General features: G+C 58.0%; 13 protein-coding genes. 5 read left to right on the top strand and 8 right to left on the bottom strand.

All coding sequences use genetic code 11. The features are described 5' to 3' along the window. Positions 1–77: 77 nt before the first annotated feature. From ybaK to copA, 3 genes are all read right to left on the bottom strand, one after another. Positions 78–557 (bottom strand): Cys-tRNA(Pro)/Cys-tRNA(Cys) deacylase YbaK, encoded by a 480-nt coding sequence (gene ybaK, locus ACMYSP_RS06835; protein ID WP_434586105.1) that lies wholly within the window; start codon positions 555–557, stop codon positions 78–80. A gap of 201 nt (positions 558–758) precedes the next feature. Continuing rightward, positions 759–1,553: a TraB/GumN family protein gene (locus ACMYSP_RS06830; RefSeq protein ID WP_434586104.1), complete on the bottom strand. Its 795-nt coding sequence runs from the start codon at positions 1,551–1,553 to the stop codon at positions 759–761. A gap of 51 nt (positions 1,554–1,604) precedes the next feature. Then, complete coding sequence (gene copA, locus ACMYSP_RS06825) at positions 1,605–4,106, bottom strand: copper-exporting P-type ATPase CopA (protein ID WP_434586103.1); 2,502 nt, start codon at positions 4,104–4,106, stop codon at positions 1,605–1,607. A gap of 107 nt (positions 4,107–4,213) precedes the next feature. On the opposite strand from copA, the gene cueR reads away from it, so the two are divergent. Continuing rightward, entirely contained in the window at positions 4,214–4,624 is a 411-nt protein-coding gene (gene cueR / locus ACMYSP_RS06820; RefSeq protein ID WP_434586102.1) for a Cu(I)-responsive transcriptional regulator, read from the top strand. Here cueR and ACMYSP_RS06815 read toward each other — a convergent pair. Both ACMYSP_RS06815 and ACMYSP_RS06810 read right to left on the bottom strand, forming a co-directional pair. Then, a complete protein-coding gene (locus ACMYSP_RS06815; RefSeq protein WP_434586101.1) occupies positions 4,621–5,085 on the bottom strand; it encodes an NfeD family protein in 465 nt (154 codons plus the stop codon). The two genes, cueR and ACMYSP_RS06815, sit on opposite strands and share 4 nt — an antisense overlap. Next, positions 5,082–5,999, bottom strand: a complete 918-nt coding sequence (locus ACMYSP_RS06810) for an SPFH domain-containing protein (protein WP_434586100.1) — start codon at positions 5,997–5,999, stop codon at positions 5,082–5,084. The genes ACMYSP_RS06815 and ACMYSP_RS06810 overlap by 4 nt, the downstream gene beginning before the upstream one ends. A 138-nt stretch (positions 6,000–6,137) precedes the next feature. Between ACMYSP_RS06810 and fetA the strand changes: the two genes are divergently transcribed. Together fetA and fetB are read left to right on the top strand one after the other, a co-directional pair. Then, positions 6,138–6,815 carry an iron efflux ABC transporter ATP-binding subunit FetA gene (gene fetA / locus ACMYSP_RS06805; protein ID WP_434586099.1) on the top strand — a complete coding sequence of 226 codons (678 nt, stop codon included), beginning with the start codon at positions 6,138–6,140 and terminating at the stop codon, positions 6,813–6,815. Next, complete coding sequence (gene fetB / locus ACMYSP_RS06800) at positions 6,802–7,584, top strand: iron efflux ABC transporter permease subunit FetB (RefSeq protein WP_434586098.1); 783 nt, start codon at positions 6,802–6,804, stop codon at positions 7,582–7,584. The genes fetA and fetB overlap by 14 nt, the downstream gene beginning before the upstream one ends. A 59-nt stretch (positions 7,585–7,643) precedes the next feature. Here the strand turns inward: fetB and ACMYSP_RS06795 are convergent, their stop codons facing one another. The 3 genes from ACMYSP_RS06795 to tesA form a co-directional block, all read right to left on the bottom strand. Then, the gene (locus ACMYSP_RS06795) at positions 7,644–8,498 is read right to left on the bottom strand and encodes a tetratricopeptide repeat protein (RefSeq protein ID WP_434586097.1); all 855 of its coding nucleotides are present in this window, start codon (positions 8,496–8,498) and stop codon (positions 7,644–7,646) included. Positions 8,499–8,681: 183 nt separating this feature from the next. Next, complete coding sequence (locus ACMYSP_RS06790; RefSeq protein WP_434586096.1) at positions 8,682–9,491, bottom strand: SDR family oxidoreductase; 810 nt, start codon at positions 9,489–9,491, stop codon at positions 8,682–8,684. Next, a complete protein-coding gene (gene tesA / locus ACMYSP_RS06785; RefSeq protein ID WP_434587032.1) occupies positions 9,481–10,104 on the bottom strand; it encodes a multifunctional acyl-CoA thioesterase I/protease I/lysophospholipase L1 in 624 nt (207 codons plus the stop codon). Before tesA ends, ACMYSP_RS06790 begins: the two co-directional genes overlap by 11 nt. Between tesA and ybbA the strand changes: the two genes are divergently transcribed. Continuing rightward, positions 10,075–10,761 carry a putative ABC transporter ATP-binding protein YbbA gene (ybbA, locus tag ACMYSP_RS06780; protein ID WP_434586095.1) on the top strand — a complete coding sequence of 229 codons (687 nt, stop codon included), beginning with the start codon at positions 10,075–10,077 and terminating at the stop codon, positions 10,759–10,761. The genes tesA and ybbA overlap by 30 nt on opposite strands. Then, the gene (gene ybbP, locus ACMYSP_RS06775) at positions 10,758–13,172 is read left to right on the top strand and encodes a putative ABC transporter permease subunit YbbP (RefSeq protein ID WP_434586094.1); all 2,415 of its coding nucleotides are present in this window, start codon (positions 10,758–10,760) and stop codon (positions 13,170–13,172) included. Before ybbA ends, ybbP begins: the two co-directional genes overlap by 4 nt. Positions 13,173–13,340 lie beyond the last annotated feature (168 nt).

The raw sequence follows: 13,340 nt of genomic DNA, 5'->3' as shown, positions 1-13,340 counted from the left end.
TGCGGTTTTGGGTTTTGTAGCCCGGACAGGCGCCTGCGCCGACTCCGGGATTTCCTGATTTATACGCGGATGAGAGATTAGTCGCGACGAGCGATATCGGCGAAGGTTGCCTCGAGGGTCTTCGCCAGATCGCTGGCCGCCAGCTCAATATCCAGACCGCGTTTGCCGCCGGAAATATAGATGGTGGCAAACTCCTGGGCGGGCGCATCAATCACCGTTGGCAGGCGCTTCTTCTGCCCAAGCGGGCTAATCCCCCCCACCAGATAGCCGGTGACGCGCTGGGCGACCATCGGGTCTGCCATATCTACTTTCTTCGCGCCCAGGGCTTTGGCCACCTTTTTTAAATCCAGTTGTCCGGCCACCGGCGTCACCGCCACGGCCAGATGCTTCATATCCCCGTTGACCGCGACCAGCAGCGTCTTATACACCTGGTCTGCATTCAGCCCCAGTTTGCGCACCACTTCGTCACCAAAGTTGGTTTCATTGGGATCGTGATCGTAGCTGTGAATCTTAAACGCAATCTTGTTTTTTTCGAGTAACTTAACGGCGGGAGTCATATCTGTCCTTCTTACCAACCGATCTCAGGTGCGCTCAGGATACGCCTGTCGAATGTGTAAAAAATAGTACTATCTTGCGCAATAGTATTGGCAGTGATGGTTACTTTGAGCGACAATCGAACGATCCGGAATGTAAATTCCGGGATAATAATAATGATGAAATTCCTCTTTGACGGGCCAATAGAAATATTGGCCATTTTTTTACGTCAGCATATCTGGCAGGTTTCCTTCCCCGTATAAATGCAGCGCGCCAACGGCGACGACATAACGCCCCGGCGGCAGCGCCAGCAGCGTCTCGCGCCATGCCAGGTTACGCTGGTGCATCAGCACATCGTACAGCGACTGACTGAAGGTGGTCGGCAAGACGGTTGCACCTTTGGCCGGCGGTTGTTCCAGCCACCAGCCGATCATCACCTGCAGAAGACGGGCGTTAGTGCGCCAGTGGGTCAGCGTGTCGTCCAGCAGCGCCAGACCGCCATCCGGCAGGTCGCGCAACAGCGCTATCTGACTGTCGGTGCCTTCAAGCTCCATCACCGGCACATGATGTTCGCGTGCCGCCATCAGCAACTGGTAATCAATACCGTAATCCGGGCGTAGTCCCAGCTTCTGAGCCTGAGTGGCCTGTAAGACCATAGCGACCTGCCATAACGGCTGGCTGTCAAACAGCGCCGTCGAAAGCCCCATTTCCGCCGCGCGGGATTCCAGTTCAACGATTTGTTCCGCGGTTAAACGCTCCGCAAGAGGAGGGCAGGCGGGAAGGTCGCTGAAGGGCGTGTCATTGCCGGTAATATCCGCCTCGACGATGAGCGCATCGGCCTGGCGAATTTTCTTCAGCAGTCTGGCGGGTGGGGGGGACATGTCGCGGGTGCCCATATGGATGCTGCCAACCAGATGCAGATAACGCTTTCCGGGAAGGGTAATATCCAAAGCAGGCCAGGAATAAGACGAGCCGACGGCGGCTCGCCACAGCATTTTTATTCGGTTTAACAGGCCCATACGCGCTCCGTAGTGTGTAGCCTTCATGCTAGCGCGTATGGGTCAGAACATCTAGTCTTTCGGTTTAAAGCGCAGCAGACGGTTAGCGTTGCTGACCACGGTAATGGACGACAGCGCCATGGCTGCGCCCGCCACTACCGGGTTGAGCAGGGTTCCGGTCAGCGGCCATAAAATCCCGGCGGCAATCGGAATGCCCAGCGAGTTGTAAACGAATGCCCCCAGCAGGTTCTGCTTCATGTTGCGCAGCGTAGCTTTCGAAATGGCCAGCGCATCGGCGACGCCGTTCAGGCTATGGCGCATCAGGGTAATTGCTGCGGTCTCAATGGCCACATCGCTGCCGCCACCCATCGCAATGCCGACGTCAGCCTGGGCCAGTGCCGGGGCATCGTTGATGCCGTCGCCCACCATCGCCACCTGGTGCCCCTGACTTTGCAGCCGCTTGATCGCATCGGCTTTACCATCCGGCAGCACGCCGGCAATGACTTCGTCAATCCCTGCCTCTTTGGCGATGGCATTGGCGGTTGTCGGGTTGTCCCCGGTCAGCATTACCAGACGGTAGCCCTGGCGATGCAGACGGGCCAGCGCGGCGACGCTATCGCTACGCAGCGGGTCGCGAATGGCGAACAGCGCGGCAACCTGACCATCAACCGCCAGCAGCACCGGCGTGGTCCCTTGCGAGGCCTGAACGGTTATTTCGCGCTCGACCTCGGCGGTGGCAATATTTTGCTCATTAAGCAGCGCCTGGTTACCGAGCAGCAGCGCGCGGTCTTCTGCTTCGCCGCTGACCCCTAGCCCGCGCAGGGTCCGGAAGTTATTGACTACCGGCAGTTGGCTGTCGGCTGCTTTATCCAGAATCGCTCGTGCCAGCGGGTGGCTGGAACCTTGCTCCAGGGCCGCCGCCAGGCGCAGCGCGGTAGTCTCATCTATGCCGGCAAAGGTTTTCACCGCCACGACCTGCGGTTTACCTTCGGTCAGGGTTCCGGTTTTATCAAATACGATAGTATCCAACTGGCTGGCGCGCTGGAGTGCATCGGCGTCGCGGACCAGCACGCCATACTCAGCGGCACGACCGACCCCGGAAATAATCGACATCGGCGTCGCCAGGCCCAATGCACAAGGACAGGCAATAATCAGCACCGTGGTGGCAATCACCAGGGTGTAGACAATTTGCGGCGCCGGCCCGAAGAAGTACCAGATGGCCGCGCTGAACAGCGCAATCGCCACCACAGCCGGCACGAACACGGCAGAGATTTTATCTGCCAGCTGGCCGATTTCCGGCTTGCTGCTTTGTGCCTGGCGCACCATGCGAATGATACGGGCGAGGGTGGTCTGGCTGCCGACGGCGCTGGCGGTAAAGAGCACGCTCCCGTCCTGGACAACCGTACCGGCATGCAGTGTATCGCCGTCCGCTTTCTGCTGGGGGATCGGCTCGCCGGTTAGCATCGCTTCATCAAGCCAGGCTTCGCCCTGACTTATCACGCCATCCACCGGGACGCGGTCGCCGGTGGTCAGACGCAGGGTCATCCCCGGCTGCACCTCGGCCAGCGGTACGCTTTTTTCGCCTTCTTCGGTGACAACCCGTGCCGACGGTGGCGTCAGGTCGAGCAGTTTTTCCAGCGCTTTGGAAGAGCGCTGGCGAGCGCGGGCCTCCAGCATATGGCCGAGGTTAATCAAACCGATGATCATCGCGCTGGCTTCATAATAGAGATGGCGCGCTTCCATCGGGAACCATTGTGGCCACAGGTTGACGCTCATCGAGTAGAGCCAGGCGACGCCGGTTCCCAGCGCCACCAGCGTATCCATGGTAGCGGTGCCGTTTCTCAGGCTTTTCCACGCGCTGCGATAGAAGTGTCCGCCGGCAAAGACCATTACCGCCAGGGTGATCAGACCGATAACCAGCCACAGGGAACGGTTATCATCGGAGACCATCATGTTGTCGCCGATCATCCCCCAGACCATTACCGGGATGCCCACCAGCAGGGCGACTATCGCCTGCCAGCGGAAGCGTTTCATGGTGGCGATGGCGGTTTCCTGCTGCCGTTCGCGGCGTTCCAGGTCATCTTCGATCGCTTCTGCGCCGTAGCCGGCCTTCTCCACCGCCTTCACTAATTCGGTGGCGGACGCGCTGCCCATTATCAGCGCAGTGCGTTCCGCCAGATTTACCCGTGCCTGTACCACGCCCGGCACCGCGGCAAGCGCGTTTTGTACCCGGGAGACGCAGCTGGCGCAGCTCATGCCGTTGATCAGCAACTGTTGACTGTCATCTTCATCATGGGCTACCGGAAGCTCAGAAGAGGCCGCTGTCAGTGCTTCCGACGGGGTAATCGATTCCGCCAGCGGTTTAGCCTTTGGGTGGCTGAGCTCCGCACCGTATCCGGCTTTCTGAATGGTGTCGATTAACGCCTCTGCGCTGGCGCTGCCGGTAACGTGCGCTTCGGTGATGGTCACCTCAGCCTGTTCAACGTCAGGACGTTGCTCCAGGCTCTCTTTAACGCGTTTGACGCAATGACCGCAGCTGAGGCCGTCGAGCGTCAGGTCGATAGTGTTAGACATACTAAATCTCCTGTATAATTACCCGGTCAATGACTGACCGAACCAACCCTTTCATCGAGTATTATGAAGGTTAAACCTTCCAGCAAGGGGAAGGTCAAGGGGGAAAAATGAATATCAGCGATGTGGCAAAAAAAACCGGCTTAACCAGTAAAGCGATCCGCTTTTATGAAGAGAAGGGGCTGGTCACGCCGCCGCTGCGAAGCGAAAACGGCTATCGGAGCTACAGCCAGCGGCATCTGGACGAACTGACCTTACTGCGCCAGGCGCGGCAGGTCGGGTTTAATCTTGAGGAGTGCCGCGAGCTGATCTTTCTGTTTAACGATCCGTCACGGCATAGCGCCGATGTCAAACGGCGAACGCTGGAGAAAGTAGCCGATATCGAGCGGCATATCAGCGAGTTGCAAAGTATGCGTAGCCACCTGCTGGCGCTGGCGGAATCCTGCCCCGGCGATGACAGCGCGGACTGCCCGATTATCGACAATCTTTCCGGCTGCTGCCATCGCAAGGCTCAGGCTTAGCTACGGGGCGTCACGGCACGGATCCGCAGCGTAATCCCTTCAACGGCCAGCACTTCAATGCGGCTGCCTGCGGCAAGGTCCTCATCGGCGAGCACCGGCCATGAGCTGTCGCCGATGCGAACATGACCGCGACCGTTCACTAAGGCACTCTCCAGCATAAAGGTGCGGCCAATCAGCTGATTACCACGCTGATTGAGCTGCGCGTCGGCCGGCTTCTGTCGCGCCACCTGCCTGCGCAGCCAGTGCGACCACAGCCAGGCTGCCAGCAGGGTCAGGGTGGCAAACAGCGTCCCTTGCCACTCCCAGCTTACAGGTAACAGCCAGGTCACCAAACCGGTAACCACGCCGGCGACGCCGCTCCAGAGCAGATAGCCGTTGCCGCCCAGCATTTCCGCCGCCAGCAGCAGCCCGCCGAGGCTCAGCCAGAACAGATGCGGGTGGGCAATAATCAGCGCAATCATGATTTTTTCCGTTCGCCGGACCCTTCTTTGATCAGCTCGCTGATCCCGGCGATCGACCCCATCAGGCTGCTGGCATCAAGCGGCATCATCACTACTTTGCTGTTATCGGCGGAACCAATTTTCTGCAGCGCATCGGTATATTTCTGGGCAACGAAGTAGTTAATGGCCTGAATATCACCGGAGGCAATCGCCGACGAGACCATCTGCGTCGCGCGGGCTTCCGCTTCGGCGGAACGTTCGCGGGCCTCGGCCTGCAAGAAGGCCGACTGGCGTTCACCTTCCGCCTTGAGGATCTGCGACTGCTTTTCCCCTTCGGCTTTGAGGATTTCCGCCTGGCGTATCCCTTCGGCTTCAAGAATGTAGGCTCGTTTGGTTCGCTCGGCCTTCATCTGGGCGTTCATCGAGGAGATAAGCTCCGCCGGTGGGCGCACGTCGCGAATTTCAACGCGGGTAATCTTCACGCCCCACGGGTTAGTGGCTTCATCGACAATATGCAGCAGGCGGGTGTTGATGCTGTCGCGCTGGGAGAGCATTTCGTCGAGTTCCATCGAACCAAGGACCGTACGTATGTTCGTCATCGCCAGGTTGATGATGGCGAGTTGCAAATTACTGACCTCATAGGCCGCTTTTGGCGCATCAATAACCTGAATAAAACAGACTGCATCGATAGTGACGTTGGCGTTATCGCGGGAAATGACCTCCTGCGAGGGAATATCCAGCACCTGTTCCATCATATTAATTTTACGGCCGATGCGGTCCATAAACGGCACCACCAGGCTCAGGCCCGGCTGTAGCGTCATGGTATAGCGACCGAAACGCTCGACGGTCCACTGGTAGCCCTGCGGGACAATTTTTACGCCGGCGATCACAATAACCAGTGCGACAAAAATGAGGACTGGGATAAAAATCAGCATCAAAAACCTCCTGTTTTATAGCCTGATGACGCGCCGGGAAAAAAGCGCATGTTTAAACTAAGTATATCTTTCTCCTCATCCTGGTGAAAGAAAAGTGGAGTAAACTAGCCGGGTTTTGCAAACTTAAGTGGATCAATAATGACGGACAATAACGCTATTTTGCGTCTTGAAAATGTGGGTTTTCGCAGTGATGAGACGATCATCCTGAATAATATCAATCTCCAGCTTCGGGCGGGCGAATTTACGCTGATCACCGGACCTTCCGGCTGTGGAAAAAGCACGCTGCTGAAAATTATCGCGTCGTTACTCAGCCCAACGTCGGGGCAGCTTTTTTTTAACGACCGGGATATTACGACGCTCTCTCCGGAAACTTACCGCCAACAGGTCTCTTATTGCGCTCAGACCCCGGCGCTGTTTGGCGACTCGGTGTATGACAATCTGATTTTCCCCTGGCAGATTCGCCAGCAGCAGCCAGACCCTGCTGCGCTGATCGCGGATTTACAGCGCTTCGATCTGGCGGCGAATACGCTGGAAAAATCGATCCACGAGCTTTCCGGTGGTGAAAAACAGCGTGTGTCATTAATCCGTAATCTGCAGTTTCTGCCTCAGATTTTACTCCTCGATGAGGTGACCAGCGCGCTGGATGAAAACAATAAACGCAACGTCAACGATATTATTCATGGTTATGTGAAGGAAAAAAATATGGCGGTGCTGTGGGTCACCCACGATAGCAATGAAATTGCCCATGCCGATGAAGTGATAACCTTGCAGCCGGCGGCGGGTAATGTTCAGGAGGGGAACCATGAACGGGCATAATATTACCAATGAGTCGCTGGCGCTTTCGATGGTTCTGGTGCTGATCGCTATTATCGTGAGCTATCGGGAAAAGCTGGCGCTGGAAAAAGATATTATCTGGAGCGTCTGTCGGGCGGTCGTTCAGCTGATTATTGTCGGCTACGTTCTGAAATATATTTTTAATGTTAACCACGCGCTGCTGACGTTGTTAATGGTGCTGTTTATTTGCTTTAACGCGGCGTGGAATGCGCAAAAGCGCAGTAAATATATTGATAAGGCTTTTTTATCGTCATTTATTGCGATTACTACCGGCGCCGGGCTGACGCTGGCGGTGCTGGTCTTCTCGGGGTCGATAACATTTGTACCGATGCAGGTGATCCCCATCGCTGGCATGGTGGCCGGCAACGCGATGGTGGCGGTCGGGTTGTGTTACAACAATATGGGCCAGCGCTTTAGCAGCGAGCAACAGCAAATTCAGGAAAAGCTCAGTCTTGGCGCCACGCCGAAAATGGCGGCGGCAGGGCTCATTCGCGAAAGTATTCGTGCCTCGTTGATACCGACGATTGATTCGGCCAAAACGGTTGGCCTGGTGAGCTTGCCCGGCATGATGTCGGGGCTGATTTTTGCCGGGATCGACCCGGTAAAGGCGATTAAGTATCAGATTATGGTGACGTTTATGCTGCTGTCTACCGCCAGTCTGTCGACGATTATCGCCGGGTATCTGACCTACCGGAAGTTCTTCAACGCCCGCCATCAGCTGGTGGTGACGCAGTTGAAAAAAAGTGCATAAGTTACAGCCCCGGAGGCGGTGCCGGGCTACTGGGTAAGATCCGTAGCCCGGTCTGACGATCAGTACAGCAGGGAATAGAGCTGACGGCGATACTTCGCGGCTAACGCATCGCCGGTACCCAGTGCGGCAAGGATCTCCTGCAGCATTTTACGAACCTGACCGTCACCGGCGTCCAAATCTTTCTGCAGGTGGCTGAACAGCAGCGCCAGGGCTTCGTCGTTACGACCGACCTGATGCAGCTGCAGTGCCAGCTGGGCTGCCAGGGACGCATCATCGGGATTCTGCTCAACCTGCTGTTGCAGCTGCTGAATTTCCGGGGTGTCCGCCGCCTGTTTCAGTAGTTCAATCTGCGCGACCAGCCCCTGGAAACGGGTGTCCTGATCCTGCATTGGCACGGTTTTCAGTACCGCTTCGGCTTCATCAGAGCGCTGTAACTCGATCAGCGTTTCCGCCAGCAGCAGGCCAATCTGACTGTCCTGATTTGACAGCTGCCACGCCTCTTTCAGCAGCGGCAGCGCTTCCAGATATTTCTCTTCCTGCATCAGCGCCAGCGCTTGCTGGGCTTTGAGTTCTTCTTCACGCGGCAGGACTTTATCCAGCAGCGCGCGGATGGCTGATTCCGGCTGCGGGCCTTCGAAGCCGTCAACCGGCTGGCCGTTCTGGAACAGGTAAACCGTCGGGATGGAGCGCAGGCCAAACTGAGAGGCGAGCCTCTGCTCGGCGTCGCAGTCCACCTTCGCCAGGGTAAACTGACCGTTGTATTGCGCGGCCAGTCCTTCCAGAACCGGCGTCAGCTGCTCGCAGTGCTGGCTGCGTGCTGACCAGAAATAAAACAGTACCGGCGCAGTCGTGGATTGTTCCAGCGTCTGGTGCAGGTTAGCTTCGGTAATATTGATAACATTCTGTACTGACATGAGCGCATCTCTTTAGTCGATTTTGGGTATACCCTTCATCCTTCAAGCTGCTTGGGTGTTGGCTGCACCCGTTCACCCCAGTCACTTACCTGTGTAAGCTCCTGGGGATTTACGGCTTTGCCGCCTACAAGCAACTCGAATTATTTTGGATATATACATGGGGGCGGCAGCCGGAGCTTCAACTCAGCCCTGAATAATTTTGTCCATCATCCGCGTGGGCAGCAGACGCTTAAGCAGCGTCACCGCGTGGGTCACCATGGTGACCGGATAGCGCAATTTCGGTTTCTCGCTGGTGAAAGCATGGCGCACTTTTTCTACTACCGCTTCCGGGCCGAGGGTAAAGCGTGCGGCGATACCCGGGTTTTCCACCGGTTTATCGCGTTGGGTCTGGTTAACGTTCGTGGTAAAGCGGGTGCTGATGGGGCCGGGCTCAATCAGGCTGACCTTAATGCCGCTGTAGCGCAGTTCCATGCGTAGCGCATCGGACCAGGCTTCCAGCGCATATTTACTGGCCGCGTAGGCGCCGCGACCGGGGCTGGAGATGATACCCATCACCGAGGAGGTCATGACAATACGCCCCTCGCCGTGTGGCTCCATGGCCGGCAGCAGCAGCATCGTCAGTTGATGCGCGCCAAAAAAGTTGGCGGAAAACTGTGCTTCCATCTGCTGGCGGCTGATGGTGGCGAGCGGGCCGTATACCCCGTATCCGGCATTGTTAAACAGGCCGTACAGACGGTTATTGGTCAGGGCGATGACCTCTTCGGCGGCGCGTTCCACGCTCTGCGGATCGTCGAGGTCCAGCATCACACCGGTCAGCCCGAGGGTCTGCATCCGCGCCACGTCCTCTGCTTTGCGGCAGGCGGCCAGCACGTTAAAGCCCTGACGTTTTAAATCGAGCGCACTTTCAAGACCAATACCGCTGGAACAGCCGGTGACTAAAACCGATTTTTGCATAACTTTACCTGCAAGCGACGCCTGAGGATCAGGAGTCATGATTAACTAAGGGAGCCAACCGGGTTGCCATCCAGTCGGCAATAAAAGGCTGGGCATCACGATTAGGGTGGATCCCGTCATCCTGCATCCATTGTGGTTTCAGATAGACCTCCTCCATAAAAAAGGGCAGCAGAGGAATATCAAACTCTTTGGCCAGGGCCGGATAGATAGCGCCAAAGGCTTCATTATAGCGACGGCCATAGTTCGCGGGCAGGCGAATTTGCATCAGCAGCGGCTGGGCGTTGGCGGCTTTGATATCCTTGATAACGGTACGCAAGGTTTGTTCGGTTTGCTGCGGCGGGAAACCACGTAATCCGTCGTTGCCACCCAGTTCGACCAGCACCCAGCGTGGTTGATGCTGTTTGAGCAGCGCGGGCAGTCTTGCCAGCCCTTGCTGTGACGTGTCGCCGCTGATGCTGGCGTTGATCACCGGCGTTTTGTCCTGCCACTTGTTATTGAGCAATGCAGGCCATGCGGCGGTGGCCGCCATCCGATAGCCCGCGCTCAGGCTATCGCCAAGCACTAATAGCTTCTCTGCCGCCGTGGCGCGGCAGACAAAAAAAATCAAAAACAGGAAAGGCAAATGCCAGCGGAAAACATACTTGAAGTTCATCATCTTAAGAAGTCCGTCGGTCAGGGAGAGCATCAGCTTTCCATCCTTACCGGAGTTGAGCTGGTTGTCAAACCGGCGCAGACCATCGCCCTGATTGGCGAGTCGGGTTCCGGTAAATCCACGCTGCTGGCCATTCTTGCCGGACTGGATGACGGCAGCAGCGGTGAAGTCTGCTTACTGGGGCAGCCGCTGCATACCATGGATGAAGAGGCGAGGGCGCGCCTGCGAGCGAAGCATGTCGGCTTTGTCTTTCAATCGTTTATGTTGATTCCAACCCTCAACGCTCTCGAAAACGTCGAACTACCCGCGTTGTTGCGCGGCGAGACCGATAACCAAAGCCGGGGCAGCGCCCAGGCGCTACTGGAGCAACTGGGACTGGGCAAACGTCTTCACCATCTCCCGGCGCAGCTTTCCGGCGGCGAACAGCAGCGGGTCGCCCTGGCTCGCGCCTTTAACGGTCGTCCGGCCCTGCTGTTTGCTGATGAACCGACCGGCAACCTTGACCGCCATACCGGTGATAAAATTGCCGATCTGCTGTTCTCCCTCAATCGCGAACACGGCACCACGCTTATCCTGGTGACCCACGATCCGCTGCTGGCGGCCCGCTGTGACCGGCGCCTGCGGCTAGTGGATGGCCAGTTACAGGAGGAAGCATGATTGCCCGCTGGTTCTGGCGCGAATGGCGCTCGCCCTCGCTACTGATCGTCTGGCTGGCGTTAAGCCTGGCGGTGGCCTGCGTGCTGGCGCTGGGGTCGATCAGCGATCGGATGGAAAAGGGACTCAGCCAGCAAAGCCGGGAATTTATGGCCGGAGATCGCACGCTACGCAGTTCACGTGAAGTGCCCGCTGCATGGATTGATGAGGCGCGTCGGCTCGGCCTGACCGTCGGCGAGCAGCTCAACTTCGCCACCATGACCTTTGCCGGCAACACGCCGCAGCTGGCGGATGTGAAGGCGGTGGACGATACCTATCCGCTTTACGGCAAGCTGGATACCCAGCCGCCGGGCCTGAAACCGCAGGCCGGCAGCGTGCTGCTGGCGCCGCGTCTGATGGCGCTGCTGAATCTCAAAACCGGCGATACCATCGACGTAGGTGACGCTACGCTGCGGATTGCCGGCGAGGTGATTCAGGAGCCGGATGCCGGGTTTAACCCTTTCCAGATGGCTCCCCGGCTGATGATGAATACCGCCGACGTGGCGAAAACCGGGGCCGTACAGCCCGGCAGCCGCGTCTCGTGGCGCTATAAGTTTGCCGGGACGGCACCGCAGCTGGCGGCCTACGAACAGTGGCTGCTGCCAAAACTGGGGTCGGAACACCGCTGGATTGGCCTCGAGCAGGATGACAGCGCCTTAGGTAAATCGCTGGAGCGCTCGCAGCAGTTTTTACTGCTGTCGGCGCTGTTGACGTTGCTGCTGGCGATTGCGGCGGTGGCGGTGGCCATGAGCCATTACTGCCGCAGCCGTTATGACCTGGTGGCGATCCTTAAAACCCTTGGCGCCGGGCGGGCGCAGCTGCGTAAGCTGATTGTCGGCCAGTGGCTGATGCTGCTGGCGCTGGCGGCAATCGCTGGCGGTGCGTTGGGGGTAGGGCTGGAGCACATCCTACTGGTGATGTTAAAACCGGTACTGCCGGCCGCGCTGCCGCCTGCCAGCGGCTGGCCGTGGCTGTGGGCCATCGGTGCGATGTTAGTGATTTCTCTGCTGGTGGGATTGCGTCCGTATCGACTGCTGCTAGCTACGCTGCCGCTGCGGGTATTGCGCCAGGATGTGGTCGCCAACGTCTGGCCGCTGAAGCGCTATATTCCGCTGGTCTGCGTGATTGTGGTGATCCTGCTGGCGTGGCTAATGGGCGGCAGTCCGCTGCTGTGGGCGGTTCTCGCGGGGGCGGTGGTGCTGGCGCTGCTGTGTGGCCTGCTGGGCTGGGGGCTGCTGTGGCTGCTGAAACGGGTGACGCTGAAGGCGCTGTCGTTGCGTCTGGCGGTGAACCGTCTGCTGCGTCAGCCGTGGTCGACGCTGAGCCAGCTGGCGGCGTTCTCGCTGTCGTTTATGTTATTAGCGCTGCTGCTGGTGCTGCGCGGCGATCTGCTGGATCGCTGGCAGCAGCAACTCCCGCCGGAAAGCCCTAACTACTTCCTGATTAACATTGCGCCAGAGCAGATCGACCCGGTGAAAACGTTCCTTGCCGGGCATCATGTGACGGCCACCGAGTTTTATCCGATCGTGCGTGCGCGCCTGACGCAGATTAACGGTCAGTCGGCAGAGGGCAATAAAGACGAAGCGTTGAACCGCGAGCTGAATCTTACCTGGCGCAGCGAGCGGCCGGACCATAACCCGTTGGTGGCCGGCACCTGGCCGCCAAAAGCCGGGGAAGTGTCAATTGAAGAGGGGCTGGCGCAGCGGCTGGGCGTGAAGCTCGGCGATAGCGTGACCTTCACCGGCGATACCCAGGATTTCAGCGCGAAGGTGACCAGCGTGCGGAAGGTGGACTGGGAGAGCCTGCGGCCAAACTTCTTCTTTATTTTCCCGCCCGCCGCGCTCGACGGTCAGCCGCAGAGCTGGCTGACCAGCTTCCGCTGGGATAACGGCACGACGCTGTTGACCCAGCTTAACCGCGAATTCCCGACGGTCAGCCTGCTGGATATTGGCGCCATTCTGCGTCAGGTGGGCCAGGTGTTGACTCAGGTCAGCCGGGCGCTGGAGGTGATGGTGGTGCTGGTGACCGCCTGCGGCATTCTGTTGCTGCTGGCACAGGTGCAGGTAGGCCTGCGCCAACGCTATCAGGAGCTGGTGGTCTGGCGCACGTTGGGGGCCGGAAAAACCCTGCTGCGAACGACCTTGTGGGCCGAGTTCGCGCTGCTGGGGGTGGTCTCCGGGGTTGTCGCCGCCATCGGCGCAGAGGTGGCGCTGGCGATGCTGCAAACGAAAGTGTTTGATTTCCCGTGGACGCCTGACTGGCGGCTGTGGGTGATGCTCCCGTTGTGCGGGGCATTCCTGCTCTCGCTGTGCGGCGGCTGGCTGGGGTTGCGCCTGTTAAAAGGCAAGGCGTTGTTCCGCCAGTTCAGCCACTAGTTTCGTGACAGTTTAATGATGCGCCCGCAGAAATGTTGGCGCATTTTTTTTAAGGGCACAAAATGATAAGTTACTGATTTTTAACAGCACTAAACATTAAAAACCCGACAACACGTCATGCCAATTCGCGGGTAAGATTCGACTTGAAACTATAAGGTTGCTTATTAC

Source organism: Klebsiella sp. R390, assembly GCF_051131745.1.
Taxonomy (GTDB): domain Bacteria; phylum Pseudomonadota; class Gammaproteobacteria; order Enterobacterales; family Enterobacteriaceae; genus Klebsiella.
The sequence above is the reverse complement of the archived record's forward strand: the minus strand, read 5'-3'. Positions and strand labels throughout refer to the sequence as shown.

What these genes read in the sequence shown, in the direction of transcription:
- ybaK (WP_434586105.1), bottom strand. Translation starts at nt 557, where the DNA reads ATGACTCCCGCCGTTAAGTTACTCGAAAAAAACAAGATTGCGTTTAAG.
- ACMYSP_RS06830 (WP_434586104.1), bottom strand. Translation starts at nt 1,553, where the DNA reads ATGGGCCTGTTAAACCGAATAAAAATGCTGTGGCGAGCCGCCGTCGGC.
- copA (WP_434586103.1), bottom strand. Translation starts at nt 4,106, where the DNA reads ATGTCTAACACTATCGACCTGACGCTCGACGGCCTCAGCTGCGGTCAT.
- cueR (WP_434586102.1), top strand. Translation starts at nt 4,214, where the DNA reads ATGAATATCAGCGATGTGGCAAAAAAAACCGGCTTAACCAGTAAAGCG.
- ACMYSP_RS06815 (WP_434586101.1), bottom strand. Translation starts at nt 5,085, where the DNA reads ATGATTGCGCTGATTATTGCCCACCCGCATCTGTTCTGGCTGAGCCTC.
- ACMYSP_RS06810 (WP_434586100.1), bottom strand. Translation starts at nt 5,999, where the DNA reads ATGCTGATTTTTATCCCAGTCCTCATTTTTGTCGCACTGGTTATTGTG.
- fetA (WP_434586099.1), top strand. Translation starts at nt 6,138, where the DNA reads ATGACGGACAATAACGCTATTTTGCGTCTTGAAAATGTGGGTTTTCGC.
- fetB (WP_434586098.1), top strand. Translation starts at nt 6,802, where the DNA reads ATGAACGGGCATAATATTACCAATGAGTCGCTGGCGCTTTCGATGGTT.
- ACMYSP_RS06795 (WP_434586097.1), bottom strand. Translation starts at nt 8,498, where the DNA reads ATGTCAGTACAGAATGTTATCAATATTACCGAAGCTAACCTGCACCAG.
- ACMYSP_RS06790 (WP_434586096.1), bottom strand. Translation starts at nt 9,491, where the DNA reads ATGACTCCTGATCCTCAGGCGTCGCTTGCAGGTAAAGTTATGCAAAAA.
- ybbA (WP_434586095.1), top strand. Translation starts at nt 10,075, where the DNA reads ATGCCAGCGGAAAACATACTTGAAGTTCATCATCTTAAGAAGTCCGTC.
- tesA (WP_434587032.1), bottom strand. Translation starts at nt 10,104, where the DNA reads ATGAACTTCAAGTATGTTTTCCGCTGGCATTTGCCTTTCCTGTTTTTG.
- ybbP (WP_434586094.1), top strand. Translation starts at nt 10,758, where the DNA reads ATGATTGCCCGCTGGTTCTGGCGCGAATGGCGCTCGCCCTCGCTACTG.